The sequence below is a fragment of the Pseudomonas entomophila genome, from assembly GCF_029193575.1.
Lineage (GTDB): Bacteria > Pseudomonadota > Gammaproteobacteria > Pseudomonadales > Pseudomonadaceae > Aquipseudomonas > Aquipseudomonas entomophila_G.
In genome coordinates this window covers 78450-92823 of sequence record NZ_JARGCS010000056.1, presented here as the reverse complement: position 1 = coordinate 92823, position 14374 = coordinate 78450, and the positions used below count along the sequence as shown (strand labels likewise).

At 69.4% G+C, this 14374-nt stretch carries 14 protein-coding genes; 4 read left to right on the top strand and 10 right to left on the bottom strand.

The window, feature by feature from the left end; all coding sequences use genetic code 11:
• Positions 1 to 221 precede the first annotated feature (221 nt).
• From P0Y43_RS24205 to cbiE, 10 genes are all read right to left on the bottom strand, one after another.
• Positions 222 to 1586: a PepSY-associated TM helix domain-containing protein gene (locus P0Y43_RS24205; protein ID WP_275639777.1), complete on the bottom strand. Its 1365-nt coding sequence runs from the start codon at positions 1584 to 1586 to the stop codon at positions 222 to 224.
• Between the two features lie 55 nt (positions 1587 to 1641).
• The gene (locus tag P0Y43_RS24200; RefSeq protein ID WP_275639776.1) at positions 1642 to 3708 is read right to left on the bottom strand and encodes a TonB-dependent copper receptor; all 2067 of its coding nucleotides are present in this window, start codon (positions 3706 to 3708) and stop codon (positions 1642 to 1644) included.
• A gap of 67 nt (positions 3709 to 3775) precedes the next feature.
• Positions 3776 to 4213: a DUF2946 domain-containing protein gene (locus tag P0Y43_RS24195; RefSeq protein ID WP_275639775.1), complete on the bottom strand. Its 438-nt coding sequence runs from the start codon at positions 4211 to 4213 to the stop codon at positions 3776 to 3778.
• Positions 4214 to 4232: 19 nt separating this feature from the next.
• Positions 4233 to 4715, bottom strand: coding sequence for a copper chaperone PCu(A)C (locus tag P0Y43_RS24190; RefSeq protein WP_275639774.1), 483 nt, complete (start codon positions 4713 to 4715; stop codon positions 4233 to 4235).
• A 45-nt stretch (positions 4716 to 4760) separates the two neighbouring features.
• On the bottom strand, positions 4761 to 5150 hold the full coding sequence (locus P0Y43_RS24185) for a DUF2946 domain-containing protein (RefSeq protein ID WP_275639773.1): 390 nt from the start codon (positions 5148 to 5150) through the stop codon (positions 4761 to 4763).
• Positions 5151 to 5322: 172 nt separating this feature from the next.
• A complete protein-coding gene (locus P0Y43_RS24180) occupies positions 5323 to 6177 on the bottom strand; it encodes an SPFH domain-containing protein (protein WP_275639772.1) in 855 nt (284 codons plus the stop codon).
• Between the two features lie 27 nt (positions 6178 to 6204).
• Positions 6205 to 6642: an NfeD family protein gene (locus P0Y43_RS24175; protein ID WP_275639771.1), complete on the bottom strand. Its 438-nt coding sequence runs from the start codon at positions 6640 to 6642 to the stop codon at positions 6205 to 6207.
• A gap of 112 nt (positions 6643 to 6754) precedes the next feature.
• Positions 6755 to 7474, bottom strand: a complete 720-nt coding sequence (locus P0Y43_RS24170) for a cobalt-precorrin-6A reductase (protein WP_275639770.1) — start codon at positions 7472 to 7474, stop codon at positions 6755 to 6757.
• The gene (locus tag P0Y43_RS24165; RefSeq protein WP_275639769.1) at positions 7471 to 8565 is read right to left on the bottom strand and encodes a cobalt-precorrin-5B (C(1))-methyltransferase; all 1095 of its coding nucleotides are present in this window, start codon (positions 8563 to 8565) and stop codon (positions 7471 to 7473) included. Before P0Y43_RS24165 ends, P0Y43_RS24170 begins: the two co-directional genes overlap by 4 nt.
• Entirely contained in the window at positions 8558 to 9769 is a 1212-nt protein-coding gene (cbiE, locus tag P0Y43_RS24160) for a precorrin-6y C5,15-methyltransferase (decarboxylating) subunit CbiE (protein WP_275639768.1), read from the bottom strand. The genes P0Y43_RS24165 and cbiE overlap by 8 nt, the downstream gene beginning before the upstream one ends.
• 138 nt (positions 9770 to 9907) lie before the next feature.
• Here cbiE and cobG point away from each other — a divergent pair, with 138 nt between their 5' ends.
• The 4 genes from cobG to cobJ are packed head-to-tail and all read left to right on the top strand — an operon-like array spanning position 9908 to position 14283.
• Positions 9908 to 11239 carry a precorrin-3B synthase gene (gene cobG, locus P0Y43_RS24155; RefSeq protein WP_430540277.1) on the top strand — a complete coding sequence of 444 codons (1332 nt, stop codon included), beginning with the start codon at positions 9908 to 9910 and terminating at the stop codon, positions 11237 to 11239.
• Complete coding sequence (locus tag P0Y43_RS24150) at positions 11232 to 11858, top strand: precorrin-8X methylmutase (RefSeq protein ID WP_275639766.1); 627 nt, start codon at positions 11232 to 11234, stop codon at positions 11856 to 11858. Before cobG ends, P0Y43_RS24150 begins: the two co-directional genes overlap by 8 nt.
• Positions 11855 to 12589: a precorrin-2 C(20)-methyltransferase gene (locus tag P0Y43_RS24145; RefSeq protein ID WP_275639765.1), complete on the top strand. Its 735-nt coding sequence runs from the start codon at positions 11855 to 11857 to the stop codon at positions 12587 to 12589. The genes P0Y43_RS24150 and P0Y43_RS24145 overlap by 4 nt, the downstream gene beginning before the upstream one ends.
• Positions 12577 to 14283 (top strand): precorrin-3B C(17)-methyltransferase, encoded by a 1707-nt coding sequence (gene cobJ, locus P0Y43_RS24140; RefSeq protein ID WP_275639764.1) that lies wholly within the window; start codon positions 12577 to 12579, stop codon positions 14281 to 14283. The genes P0Y43_RS24145 and cobJ overlap by 13 nt, the downstream gene beginning before the upstream one ends.
• The last annotated feature ends 91 nt before the right edge of the window (positions 14284 to 14374 follow it).

The following is a 14374-nucleotide window of genomic DNA, read 5'->3' as shown; positions in this document are numbered from 1 at the left end:
ATTCCATTGAGGGTCAGTCTTCTTGTGGAAGCCGGGTAGGCTAACACGCGCGTTCCGATCGCGGGGTGGACAGAAGGCGCCGATCTTGGCGGTACAGACAGGATCGAGGGATGACCCGCATCCATGCCTGTCGCGGAGCAAGCCCGCTGTTACAGGTTCACCGCTGAACCTTGTAGGAGCTGGCTTGCCCCGCGATGAGGCCGGTAGGCTCAGCGCAAACTTCAGGCCCGAACCAACGCCCTGCGCCGCACCACCAGGCTATCGACCAGCCACATCAGCACCATCGACACCCCCACCAGCGGGAACAGTACCCCCAGCACCAGCATCACCCCCACCGCCGTCTTCCAGCGCGGCAGGTCATGGCGCAGCGGCGGCACGCCCAGCCCACCGCTCGGCCTGCGCTTCCACCACATCACCAACCCGCTCACCGACCCCAGCAGGATCATCAGGCACACCAGCAGGATGATCAGTTGGTTCAGCGGCCCGAACATCTTGCCCTCATGCAGCATCACGCCCAGCTCGGTGGCGCGGGCGACCGGGCTGTAGTGCGCCCAGCGCACGTCGGCCAGTACCTGGCCGGTGTATTGGTCGACATGCAGGGTGGCGTCGTTGCGCGGGTCGTTGGCGAACACGGCGATGGTGAACACGCCCTCGGCGGTGCTCGGCAGGGTGATGCTGTAGCCCGGCTCGACCTGGCGTGCCGTGGCCAGATCCTCGACCTGCTGCAAGCTCACCTGCGGTGCTGCGGGCGCGCTGTTCATGCCGTGGTGCCCGGCATGTTCGGCATGCTCGCCGGACACTGGCATCGGCGTGTTCTCCAGCGCCCAGGGCACGGTCTGGCGGTGCGCCTCGTTGAGCACGCGGGCCTGCTGGTCGGACTTCGGCACGTCGTTCCACATGGCCGCCGGGAAGCGGTTCCACAGGTCGGCGTATTGCTTGCCCCACAGGCCGGTCCAGGTCATGCCGCTGAGCAGCATCAACAGCAACAGGGCCGAGCCCCAGAAGCCGCTCACCGCGTGCAGGTCGCGCCACAGCACGCGCCCGCGCGCCGACAGCCGTGGCCACAGCACCCCGGCGCTGCTGCGCCCGCGCGGCCACCACAGGTACAGGCCCGAGACCACCAGCACCACGCCCCAGCCGGCGGCCAGCTCCACCAGGCGGTCGCCGACGCTGCCGACCATCAGTTCGCCATGCAGGGCGCGGGCAATCGCCTGCAGGTTGCGCTTGGCGTCCTGGCCGCCCAGCACCTTGCCGCTGTACGGGTCGACGAACACGTTCAGTTCACGGCCGCCGTCGTGCACCACGAACTGTGCACTGTGAGTGGCATCCACGGCGGGCAGGTACTTGCTCACCTGCCCCTGTGGGTAGGCTTGGCGCACGTTGGCCAGCAGGGTGTCGGCCCCCTGGCGGTGATGGCCGGCCTCGACCACCATCAGGTCGCGGTACATCAAGGGGTCGAGCTGCGGTTTGAACAGGTAGATGATCCCGGTGATCGCCAGCAGGATCATGAACGGCGCGACGAACAGCCCGGCATAGAAATGCCAGCGCCACGCCAGGTTGTAGAAGGAAACGCTTGGTTTGCTCATGGGAGCCTCCCCTTGCCAAGAAGGGCGCGGTCCGGCCCGCGCCCGGATGTTGTTGTCAGAAACTGATGTCGACCTTGGTCCAGAAGGTCCTGCCTGGCTCGTTCACCGGCTGCGGGTCTGCCGCCGGGTAGCCGAACCCGGCGTTCCCGGCCAGGTTCAGGTGCTCGGCGTAGGCCTTGTCGAACAGGTTGTCGACGCCCGCGCTGAGCTTGAGGTTGCGGTTCACCTTGTAGGCGCCGTTGAGCGAGAACACGCCGAAACCGGCGCTTTGCTCGTAGTCCTTGCCGACCACGTTGCCCTGGTTCTCGGCGATGCGGTGCTGCGCCGCCACCAGGCGCCACAGTGCGCCGACGCTCCAGTCGTCACGGCTGTAGGTCAGGCCCAGGCGGCTTTCCAGCGGCGGCATCTGCGGCAGGGCCTTGCCGTCGCTGCTGTTCTTGCCCCAGGCGTAGGCCAGGGTGACGTCGGCCTTCCAGTTTTCCGTCAGTCGGTAGGCCGCGCCCAGTTCGCCGCCCATGATGCGGGCGTCGATGTTCTGCGCCTGGGTGCTGCTCATGCCCATCATGGCGCTGCGGTAGTCGAACAGGATGAAGTCGCGGACGTGCCCCACGTAGCCCGAGGCCCAGGCCTCCAGGCGTTCGCCCTGGTACTGGATGCCGAAGTCGAGCTGGGTGGTCTTCTCTGGCTTGAGGCTGTCGAAGGCGTTCACCGAGCCGTTCGGGCCGCGCGTTGGCGAGAACAGCTCCCAGTAGTCGGGGAAGCGCTGCGCGTGGCCCAGGCCGATGTAGCTGGTGGCCGGGATCGCCGCCAGGTCGTGCTCGTAGCGCACGAAGCCGCTGGGCAGGCGGTCGGCGCGGGTATCGCCGTGGGTGGCGCTGCCCTGGCGGAAGTCGCGGGCCGAGGCGCGGTCCAGGCGGGCGCCGGTGATGAAGCGGTCCTCGCCGCTGGCGTACCAGGTCAGCTCGCTGAACAGGCCGTAGTTGTGGAAGTCGGCGTCCTTGGTCCAGGGCTGGCCCTTGTGCGCATCGACGCCCATGCCGCCCCGCTTGCGGTGTTCGTTGGTCTGCGCGTCGAGGCCGCTGACCAGTTGCACGTCGGCCCAGCGCCAGGTGGCCTTGATGCGCGCGCCGAGGGTGCGGCGGTCGACGTTGCTGACCATGGGCATGCCCATCATGCCGCTGCCCGACGGGGTGCGCAGGCTGTAGTTGTCCATCACGTGGTCGGCGTAGTTGTAGTAGACCTGTGCCTCGACCTTGTCGAGCACCTCGCCGAGGTTGGACTTCTCGAAGCGCAGGCCCAGGCTTTCGCGCTTGAACTGCGAGCCGTCCATGCCACGCCCGGCGTAGCGCGCCTCGCCGTCGCCCTTGCCGGCGGTGAGTTCGAGCAGGGTGTCGGCGTCGGGCGTCCAGCCAAGGGTGGCGTCGCCGTTCCATTTGTCCCAGCGCGACGGCACGCTGTCGCCGTTGCCGTCCTGGTAGTCGTCGGAGCGCGACTGGTTGCCGACGAAGCGTGCGTAGGCCTGGCTATTGCCAGCGGCGGCGTCGAGCACCTTGTCGAAGCGGCCGTTGGAACCGGCCAGCAAGCTTGCATTGACGCGGCTGCCGAGGGTGCCGAACTGCTCCGGCTCACGTTCGAAGAGGATGGTCCCGGCCGAGCCGCCCGGGCCCCAGATCACGCTTTGCGGGCCTTTGATCACGGTCAGGCGGTCGTAGGTTTCCGGCGAGATGTACGAGGTGGGGGCGTCCATGCGGTTGGGGCAGGCGCCGAGCATCACGCCGCCGTTGGTGAGGATGTTCAGGCGCGAGCCGAACATGCCGCGCAGCACCGGGTCGCCGTTGGTGCCGCCGGAACGGATGGCGGAGAAGCCGGGGATGGTCTTGAGGTAGTCGGCGCCATCGCTGGCCGGTACCGGTTGGCGAGGGTCCTTGGGGTTGGTCACCACGGTCAGCGGCGAGCTGGGCGCCACGGCGGTGATCACCGTGGGGCTCAGTTCGGGCGCCTCGACGGCGTGGCCCTCGTGGCCGGTTTCGGCGGCCAGCGCCAGCGGCGCCAGCAGCGAGCCGCAAAGCAGGGCGAGGGCCCCGCGTGGGGACAGGGCAAAAACAGGGGTGCAGCCGGACATAATGATTCCAGTCGATCAGTCATGAGTCAGCGCGAAGCCTCCTGGCTTCGGGCATGGAGCGGGTGGGTCAGACGCTGATCGAGCGGGGCGGGGCGCGGCTGCGCGCACCGGGGAACACGGCCTGGCGGGCGTGGCCCTGGCGTGGGGTAATGGCGGCGAGGGTGGGCGGTGGGGCGCTGCTGGCGCTGAGTGGGCTGAGGGTCTGCGGCAGCGCGGGGCAGTTGAACAGCAGGGTGCAATAGCCGCACTTTTCCCACAGTGCGTGGGCGTGGCCGTCACCGCCATGGTCGCCATGGCCCATGGCGGCATGGTCGTGCCCGGCGGCCATGGGCATGGCCATGTCCATGTCCATGTTCATGCCGGCGTGGTGGTTCATCGGCATCGACTGGGAAACCAGCGGGCCGATGAAGATCATCCACATGGCGAACAGGCTCAGCCAGCCGCCACCGACGCGCCTGCGGTCAGGGCGTGTGGAGCGGGCGCAGCGGTCGCGCGGCAGGCTCATGGCGAGCGCCTGTCAGCGGTCAGTGCGTGTGTTCGTGCCCAGCCTGGTCGGCGGGAGGCTGCTGCTGCACGGCGACCTCGACGGTGATGTCGCCGGCCTTCTCGAAGTGCAGGGTCAGCGGGAAGCGCTTGCCGTCGACGAGCAGGCTGCGGTCTTTCGGTTGCAGCAGCATCACGTGGTAGGCGCTGGGGGCGAAGGTCAGGTCCTTGCCGGCGGGGATCACCACGCTGGGCACCTGTTGCATCTTCATCAGGCCGTCGGCGGTCTTGGCGTGCTCGTGCAGTTGGGCGTCGTCGCTGACGGGGGTGTCGACGCCGAGCAGGCGGTCATCCGCGTTGCCGTTGTTGTGCACGATGAAGTAGGCGGCGACGTTGGGCGCGTTGGGCGGCAGCGCCAGCGACCAGGGGTGGGCGATGTGCAGGTCGCCGACGGTGTATTCGTGGGCGCTGGCGAAGGCGCTGGGCAGCAGCAGGGTGGCCAGGATGAGGGCTTGCTTGAGCATGGTGAGTCTCCGGTCTGTTCGGGTTCGGTCGACAGCGTGGCGAACTCAGGCCAGGGGAGAGGCACGGGGGTTGAGCGCCGGCCAGAGCTGGCGCGGCGTGGGTGGGTATGTGGCGAGCGGCGGCGCGGCGCCGAGGCGCACCGCGGCGGGTGTGTGCAGCTGCGCGGGGTGGCCGCCGAGGGCCAGCAGCGGCGCGGCGCCGGAGCAGCACCAACAGTGCTGCATGTTGGTGTGGGCGTCGCCTTGCGGGCCGAGGTCGATCTTGGCCAGGGCCTGGACATCGGGCTTGGCCTTGCTGGCGCCGCTGGAACAGAAGGCCCCCCACAGCAACTGCTCGGCCGCGCTCTTGGGCGCGGCCGAGGACAGTGGCATGGCCAGCAGGTTGAACAGCACGGCGAGGCAGGCTATCCAGGCGATGTGCCGACGTGGGGGCATGGAGAGATCCGGTCAGGAATCAGATGGGTATTGTAGGGCGAGTATAGGTAAAAACACGGGGGTGCGGTGAAGTGCCGCACCTGGGGGCTGTGCGGACGCAATCGCGGGGCAAGCCCACTCTACAGGGGACGCTGTCATACCCGCGGGAGAGGGCTTGCCCCGCGATGGGAAATCAGGCCTTGCCGCGGCCCAGCAGCCCGCGCACGGTCTCTTGCAGGTCGGCTGGCAGCACCACCACCTTGGCGTTGTCGCTGCCCGCCAGGTTCTCCATCGCGCCGATGTAGCGCTCGCCCAGCAGGTACATGGCCGGAGTGGTCTCGTTGCCCACGGCTTCCTTGACCAGTTCGATCGCCCGCGCCGAAGCCTCGGCCAGGTTGATCTGCGCCTCGGCGTCCAGCTTGGCCGCTTGCAGGCGCGCCTCGGCTTCGAGGATCGCCGCCTGCTTGGCGCCTTCGGCACGGGTCACGTCGGCTTTACGTTCACGCTCGGCGGCGGCTTGGCGCTCCATGGCCACCTGCATGTTCTCCGAGGGCTTGATGTCCTGGATCTCCACCGAGCGCACGGTCACGCCCCAGTCCTCGGTCTGCTCGGACATCGCCTCGCGCAGGCGGGCCTTGATCTGCTCGCGGCTGGACAGCGCCTCGTCCAGGTCCATCGAGCCGACGATGGCGCGCAGCGAGGTCATGGTCAGGCTGGTGACGGCGAAGGTGAAGTTCTGCACGCCGTAGGAGGCTTTCTGCGGGTCGACCACCTTGGCGAAGCACAGGGCGTTGGCGACGATCACCGCGTTGTCGCGGGTGATGATCTCCTGTTGCTGCACGTCGAGGATGATGTCTTTGGTCGGCAGGCGGTAGGCGACCACGTCCATGTACGGGATGACGATGTTCAGGCCGGGCTTGAGCGTGCTGTGGTAGCGGCCCAGGCGCTCGACGATCCATTCCTCGCCCTGGGGCACGATGCGCACCCCCTTGAACACGGTGATCAGGACGAACAGGGCGATGACGCCGGCGACGATGAGGCTGGTCATGGGGGAAAATTCCTTTTTGCTACGGGGTCAGGCCCGGGTGACCCGGGCGGTGTTGCCTTCGATGGCGGTCAAGCGCACGCGCTCGCCGGAGGGGATGTCGCTGTCGGCGATGCACGTCCATTCCTCGTTGCCGAGCACCGGCTTCTGGAAGCGCACGCGGCCTTTCTGGAATTCCGAGACGCTGGCGGTCAGCAGGCCGACCTCGCCGATCACGCTATCGGCGGTCCAGCGCGTGTCCGGTTGCTTGCGCCGAAACACCTTGAACCACAGCACCGTGGTGATGGACGACAGCAGCACCCACAGCAACACCTGCGTGGCCAGCTCCAGGCTGGGCGCCACCACGGCGATGAGCGAGACGAGCACGGCGCCGATGCCGAACCAGAGGATGAAGAACGTCGGCAGGACCAGTTCCAGCAGGATCAGGGCGAGGCCGAAGACGAGCCAGATCCACCATTGCATTTCCATATGGGCGAGGCCTTCCAAGGGAGGAGGCTGGAGTCTACGGCAGCAATGAGTCAGATGGCCATTCGGACGTGTTCGCTGACAGGGGGCGAAAAATCGACAACGTTCGCGTGGGTCAGGGCGCCAGGGCTTGCAGTAGCGCGTCTGGGTCGAGGAACTCGCGGTCGACGGGCGGCAACGCCGGGCGCTTGAGAATCAGCACCGGCACCCCGCGCTCGCGCGCCACCTCCAGCTTCGGTTCGGTCGCCACGCTGCCGCTGTTCTTGCTCACCAGCACATCGATTCGCCGCCGCTCGAACAGCGCGCGCTCGTCGTCGAGATGGAACGGCCCGCGTGCGCCGATCACCTCGCAGCGCGCGTTGCCTGGGCAGGTTTCGAGGGCGCGCAGGGTCCAGAATTGCCGGGGCGGAATTTCATCCAGGTGTCGCAGCGGCTCGCGGCCAAGGGTGAACAGCGGTCGCTGGAACGGCGCCAGTGCCTCGATCAGCCCGGCCCAGCCATCGACCTCGCGCCAGTCGTCGCCCGGCTGGGCTTGCCAGGCCGGCCGGCGCAGGGCCCAGCAGGGAATGCCGGCGGCTTTCGCGGCGAGGGCGGCGTTGTGGCTGATCTGCGCGGCATAGGGGTGGGTGGCGTCGACCAGCAAACTGATGCCCGCCTCGCGCAGGTAGGCCGCCAGCCCCTCGGCGCCGCCGTAGCCGCCGACCCGCACCTGGCAGGCCAGGTCCTGCGGCACCCGGGCGATGCCGGCCAGGCTGTAGACGTGCTGCGGGCCGAGGCGCCGGGCGATGGCCAGGGCCTCGGTGACCCCTCCGAGCAGCAGGATGCGCCCGCTCATTGCACACCTGCCTGGCCGACGATACCGCCCTGGCGATCGATGGCGAACACCTCCACCTGTACCTGCGCCGGCACCACGCTGCGGGCGAAGGCCAGGGCGTGGGCGCACACCGCGTCGCCCAGGGCGATGCCGGCGGCATGGGCCAACGCCAGGGCCTGCTGGCTGGTGTTGGCGGCGACGATCGCCGCCTGCAGTTCGGCACTGGCGCCGATCTGCGCAGCCCAGCCGGCCAACTGCGGCAGGTCGATGCTCGAATGGCGGCTGTGCAGGTCCATGTGCCCGGCGGCCAGCTTGCTGATCTTGCCGAAGCCACCGCACAGGCTCAGGCGCGCCACCGGCACCTTGCGCAGGTGCTTGAGCACCGCGCCGACGAAGTCGCCCATTTCGATCAGGGCGATCTCCGGCAGGGCGTAGACCCGGCGCATGGTGTCTTCGCTGGCGTTGCCGGTGCAGGCGGCGATGTGCGTGTAACCGTTGGTATGGGCGACGTCGATGCCCTGTTGGATCGAGGCGATGTAGGCCGCGCAGGAGAACGGCCGGACGATGCCGCTGGTGCCGAGGATCGACAACCCGCCGAGGATGCCCAGGCGCGGGTTCATGGTCTTGAGCGCCAGTTGCTCGCCGCCCTGCACGTTGACCGTGACCTCGAAGCCGCCGCCATAGGCGCATTCGCCGGCCAGGCGTTGCAGGTGCTCGCTGATCATCCGTCGCGGCACCGGGTTGATCGCCGGCTCGCCCACCGCCAGCACCAGCCCGGGGCGGGTCACGGTGCCGACGCCCTGGCCGGCGACGAAGCGGATGCCGGGCTCGCTCAACAGGCGCACCTGGCTGTAGAGCAACGCGCCGTGGGTGACGTCCGGGTCGTCACCGGCATCCTTGAGCGTGCCGGCCTCGGCGCGCTCGCCGTCGCGGCGGCAAAACTCCAGGCGCATCTGCACCTGCTTGCCCTTGGGCAGGGTGATCTGCACCGCGTCGTCGTTGTGGCCGGTGAGCAGCAGGCGGGCGGCGGCGAGGCTGGTGGCGGTGGCGCAGCTGCCAGTGGTCAGGCCGCTGCGCAGCGGTGCGGGTTGTTCGCGGGTTTCTTCACGCATCGCGGGGCTTGACCACGTCGAGCAGGGTGATTGGCAGCGCCTGGCGCCAGGTGTCGAAGGTGCCGAGGGGCTGGGCCTGGGCGATGTGGATACGGGTCAGCTCGCCGCCGTGGCGCTCACGAAAATGCGCCAGCGCCAGTTCGCTTTGCAGGGTCACGGCATTGGCCACCAGCCGCCCGCCTGGGCGCAGGCGTTCCCAGCACAGGTCGAGCACGCCCTCGCGGGTGACGCCGCCGCCGATGAAGATCGCGTCGGGGCGCTCCAGGTCGTGCAGGGCTTGCGGCGCCTTGCCGCGCACCAGTTGCAGGCCAGGCACGCCGAGTTGCTCGCGGTTGTGTTCGATGAAGCCCTGGCGGCCCTCGTCGGCCTCGATGGCCAGGGCGCGGCAACTGGGGTGGGCGCGCATCCATTCGATGCCGATGGAGCCGCAGCCGGCGCCCACGTCCCACAGCAGCTCGCCGGGGGTTGGGGCGAGGCGGGCGAGGGTGATGGCGCGTACGTCGCGCTTGGTCAGCTGGCCATCGTGGCGGAAGGCGCTGTCGGGCAGGCCGGCCACCGGCGAGCGGCGCGGTGCGTCCGCTGCGGCCAGGCACTCGATGGCTACCAGGTTGAGCGCGGCGGCCTGGGGGTGCGGCCAGTCGTTGGCGGTGCCGCTGAGCTGGCGCTCCTCTGGCCCGCCGAGGTGCTCGAATACCCACAGGCGGCTCGGCCCGAAGCCCCGTTCGCGCAGCAGCGCGGCGATGGCGGCAGGGCTGTCGCCGTCGTTGCTCAGCACCAGGAGGCGGATGCCGCTGTACAGCTGGGCGTTCAGTGCCGCCAGTGGGCGGGCGACCACCGACAGCACCTGCACCTCCTGCAACGGCCAGCCCAGGCGGGCGGCGGCCAGGGCGCAGGAAGAGGGCATCGGCAGCACCTGCAGCTCCTCGGCCGGCAACTGCCGCGCCAGGCTGGCGCCGACGCCGTAGAACATCGGGTCGCCGCTGGCCAGCACGCACACCGGCTCGCCGCGCAAGGCCAGCAGCGGCGCCAGGGAGAAGGGGCTGGGCCATGCGTGGTGCTGGCCGACCACGCAGCGTGGCAGCAGCGCCAGCTGGCGTGGGCTGCCGAAGATGCGCGTGGCCGACAGCAGCGCGCGCCGGGCTTGTTTGCCCAGGCCGCTGAAGCCGTCTTCGCCGATGCCGATTACTGTCAGCCAGGGGGCCATTACGTTCGTTTCCATTTTCAAGGCTGTCGCGCCCCGTGCAGGCGCCTGTTTCATGAGAGCTGCGACCACCGGCTTTTCATGCCGCCGACCAAAGCAGGCATAATACCGCGCCTTCTACACTGAAGCGCACCTTCACGATTGCCGGACACCCCCTTGAAGCAGCCCCCGACCCCCGCCGTTTCACCCCGCCCCTCGGCCTGCCCGGGGTTGTGGCGCATCGTCGCCGCGCGCGATGGCGGCATCTGTCGCATCAAGCTGCCCGGTGGCCTGCTGCGGGCCGAGCAGGCCGAAGCGGTGGCCGAGGCCGCCGAGCGCTTCGCCGGTGGGGTGATCGAGGCGACCAATCGCGGCAACCTGCAAGTGCGCGGCATCGGCAGCGACCACCAGGGCCTGGTCGAGCATCTGCTGGCCGCCGGCCTGGGCCCGCGCGAGGCGGCGGGCGATGACGTGCGCAACCTCATGCTCAGCCCCCTGGCCGGTGTCGACCCTGCCCAGTTGATCGATGTGCGCCCACTGGCCGCGCAGATCCTCAGCCTGCTGGAAACCACCCCGCACCTGCACGCGCTGTCGGCCAAGTTCGCCGTGCAGCTCGATGGCGGCGAGGCCCTGGCGATGCTCGAGCACCCCCATGACCTGTGGCTGTCGGCCCTGCACCTCGATCAGCAACCGTGGCTGGCCTTCGGGCTGGCCGGGTGCCCGGCCGATGGCGCGCCGCTTGGCGCGGTGCCGCTGGCGCAGGGCCTGGCCCTGGTGCGTGCGGTCTTGGAGCGCTTCCTCGACCTGGCCACGCCGGAGCAGGCGCGCATGCGCCAGCTGTTGCAGGGCTGTACGGCCGAGCGCTTCGTCGAAGGCCTGGGCATCGCCCTGCGCCGCGACGCGGCGGTGCTGGGTTGGCGCCGCTCGAGACGCCCCAGCCCCTGGCTAGGCCGCCTGCCCCAGCGGCAGGGCGTGGCCCTGGGCGTGGCACCGCCGCTGGGGCGGCTGACCCCGGCCATGCTGCGTGCGCTGGCGCACCTGGCCCGTGAGTCGGGCGATGGCAGCCTACACATGAGCCCCTGGCAGAGTGTGGTGCTGCCGCATTTCAAGGAAGATCACCTGGCCAACGCCCAGGCGCACCTGCGCGCGCTGGGCCTGCTGTGCGATGCCGGGCAAGCGCTGGCGCGCGTCACGGCCTGCACCGGCGCCAGTGGTTGCGCCAAAGGCCAGGCCGACACCAAGGCCGATGCCCTGGTGCTGGCCGCCTGCCTGCCTAGCGGCGCGCCGGGCAGTGTGCACCTGTCCGGTTGCCCCCGTTCCTGCGCCGTGGCCCATGTCGCCCCGGCCACCCTGCTGGCCCGCGCCCCGGGCCGCTACGACCTTTACCTACGCGATGCGCACGCGCCGGGCTTCGGCCGTCTGCGCGGCCGCGACCTTACCCCAGAAGAAGCAGGCGCGATGCTCGACCTGCCGACGGAGCCCCTTGATGATTGATTACATCCGCGATGGTCAGGAGATCTATCGCAATTCCTTCCGCATCATCCGCGAGGAGGCCCGCTTGGAGCGCATCCCCGCCGACCTGGAAAAGCTCGCCGTGCGGGTGATCCACGCCTGCGGCATGGTCGAGGCCATCGACGGCCTGCAATTCTCCGAAGGCGCCGGCAGCGCCGGGCGCGCGGCGTTGGCCAAAGGCGCGCCGATCCTCTGCGACGCGCACATGGTCGCCGAAGGCATTACCCGCGCGCGCCTGCCTGCCAACAACGAGGTGATCTGCACCTTGCGCGACCCGAGCGTGCCGGGCCTGGCCAAGGACGCTGGCAATACCCGCTCGGCGGTGGCCCTGGAACTGTGGCGCCCGCACTTGGAAGGCAGCGTGGTGGTGATCGGCAACGCGCCGACGGCGCTGTTCTACTTGCTGGAAATGCTTGATGCAGGGGCCCCGAAACCGGCCTTGATCCTCGGCTTCCCGGTGGGCTTCGTCGGTGCCGCCGAGTCCAAGGCGATGCTCGCCGCCGACAGCCGCGGTGTGCCGTTCGTGATCATGCAGGGCCGCCTGGGCGGCAGCGCGATGGCCGCCGCAGCGGTCAACGCGCTGGCCACGGAGGTGGAATGATGACGCCGCGCGGACGTCTGCTTGGCCTGGGCGTTGGCCCCGGCGACCCGGAACTGATCACGGTCAAGGCCCTGCGCCTGCTGCGCGAGGCGCCGGTGGTGGCGTACTTCGTGGCCAAGGGCAAGCGCGGCAATGCCTTCGGCATCATCGAGGCGCATCTGCAGGCGCAGCAGACCCTGCTGCCGCTGGTGTACCCGGTGACCACCGAGGTCCTGCCGGCGCCGCTGTCGTATGAGCAGGTGATCAGCGACTTCTACGACGAAGCCGCCGCGCAGGTTGCCGAGCACCTGGACGCCGGCCGCGACGTGGCGGTGATCTGCGAGGGCGACCCGTTCTTCTACGGCTCCTACATGTACCTGCACGACCGTCTGGCCCAGCGCTTCGAGGCTGAGGTGATTCCCGGCGTGTGCTCGATGCTCGGCGGCGCCTCGGTGCTCGGCGCGCCACTGGTGTACCGCAACCAGACCCTCACCGTGCTCTCCGGCGTGCTGCCCCACGACGAGCTCAAGCGTCGCCTGGCCGACGCCGACGCGGCGGTGGTGATGAAACTCGGGCGCAACTTCCCCAAGGTGCGCCAGGTGCTGGCCGAACTGGGCCTGGATGGGCGCGCGCTGTACGTCGAGCGGGCGACCATGGCCAACCAGAAAATTGTGCCGCTGGATGAGGTGGACCCGCAGTCCTCGCCGTACTTCTCGCTGATCATCGTGCCGGGGGAAAAATGGCAGGGCTGAACCTGAACACCGCACCGGCCATCGTCATCCTCGGCCCTGGCAGCCTGGGCACGGCGCGGCGTATCCAACAGCGTTATCCACAGGCGCGGATCCATGGGCTGAGCGGCCGGGTCGAGGGCGTCGACCAGTATTACCAGGCGTTCGGCGACACCCTGCGTGCGCTGTACCAGCAGGCCACGCCCATCATTGCCCTGTGCGCCGCGGGTATCGTCATCCGTACCCTGGCCGGACTGCTCGACGAGAAAGGCGCCGAACCGCCGGTGCTGGCCGTTGCCGAGGATGGCAGCGCGGTGGTGCCGCTGCTCGGTGGGTTGAGCGGGGTCAACGTCATGGCCCGTGAGCTGGGCGAGGCGCTGGGCGTGGCTGCGGCGATCACCACCAGTGGCGAACTGCGTTTCGGTACCTGCCTGCTCAACCCCCCCGAGGGTTATGCGCTGGCGGACCTGGAGCAGGGCAAGCGTTTCGTCTCCGACCTGTTGGCCGGTGAATGCGTGCGCATCGAGGGCGAGGCCACGTGGTTGGCGCAGGCCCAGTTGCCACAGGCCGACACCGCGCAACGCACCATTCATGTCGGTTGCCAGGCGCGCCCGGCGCGTCGCGACGAGTTGCTGATCCACTCGCGTTCGGTGCTGGTGGCGGTACCTGACGCTACGCCGGGGCTGGCCGTCCAGGTACGCCAGGCGTTGCAACAGGCGGGCATTGCCGAGGCGTCGTTGGCTTGCCTGCTGGCCAACGACACGGCGATGGCCGAGCCTGCGCTGCATGCCGCCGCCCAGGCACTGGGCGTCGCCGTGCGCCATGCGCCGGCCGCCGACACCCCGTCGGCCCTGGCCGCACAGGCCTTGCCCGGCGCGCGGCTGGTCGAGGTGGCGGGTCTGGCGATCGCCGTGGCCGCCGTGCCCATCGACGTGGCGCGGGTGGGCCGGCCACGTGGCCGCCTGGCGGTGATAGGCCTTGGCCCCGGCGCGGCCGAGCTGATGGTGCCGGCGGTCAAGGCGGAGTTGGCCCGCGCCCAGGACGTGCTCGGCTACGAGACCTACGTGCGCATGGCTGGCCCGTTCCGCGACGACCAGGTGCTGCACTGCACCGACAACCGCGAAGAGATGCAGCGCGCCCGCCACGCCTTCGCGCTGGCCGCCCAGGGGCGCTCGGTGGTGGTGGTGTCGTCGGGTGACCCGGGTGTGTTCGCCATGGCCGCAGCGGTGCTCGAAGCGCTGCACGCCTCCAGCGACCCGGCCTGGCACCAGGTCGACCTGCAGGTCCTTCCCGGCGTCTCGGCTTCGCTGGCCACCGCCGCCCAGGCGGGGGCGCCGCTGGGGCATGATTTCTGCGTGATGTCGCTGTCGGACAACCTCAAGCCGTGGTCGACCATCGAGAAGCGCCTGGACCTCGCCGCCCAGGCCGACCTGGTGCTGGCGTTCTACAACCCGATTTCCAAGGCCAGGCCCTGGCAACTCGGGCAGGCGCTGGGCATCGTGCGTCAGCATCGCGAGGGGCAGACCCCTGTAGTACTTGGGCGTGATATCGGTAGGCCGGGGCAGACGCTGAAGGTCGTCAGCTTGGCTGAGCTCACCCCGGAAATGGTCGACATGCGCACCATGGTGCTGGTCGGCTCCTCCACCACCTGCCGGTTTGAGCGGGCCGACGGAGGTGAGTGGGTGTATACGCCGCGCTGGTACCCGGCGGCTGGTTGAAGCGTTGGGGAACTGCTTCACGCCTGCACCACGGCCATCGGCTGGCTAGGGTGAAGGCCCCTGGCGATAGGCGCCAGGGGATTTCACCGGA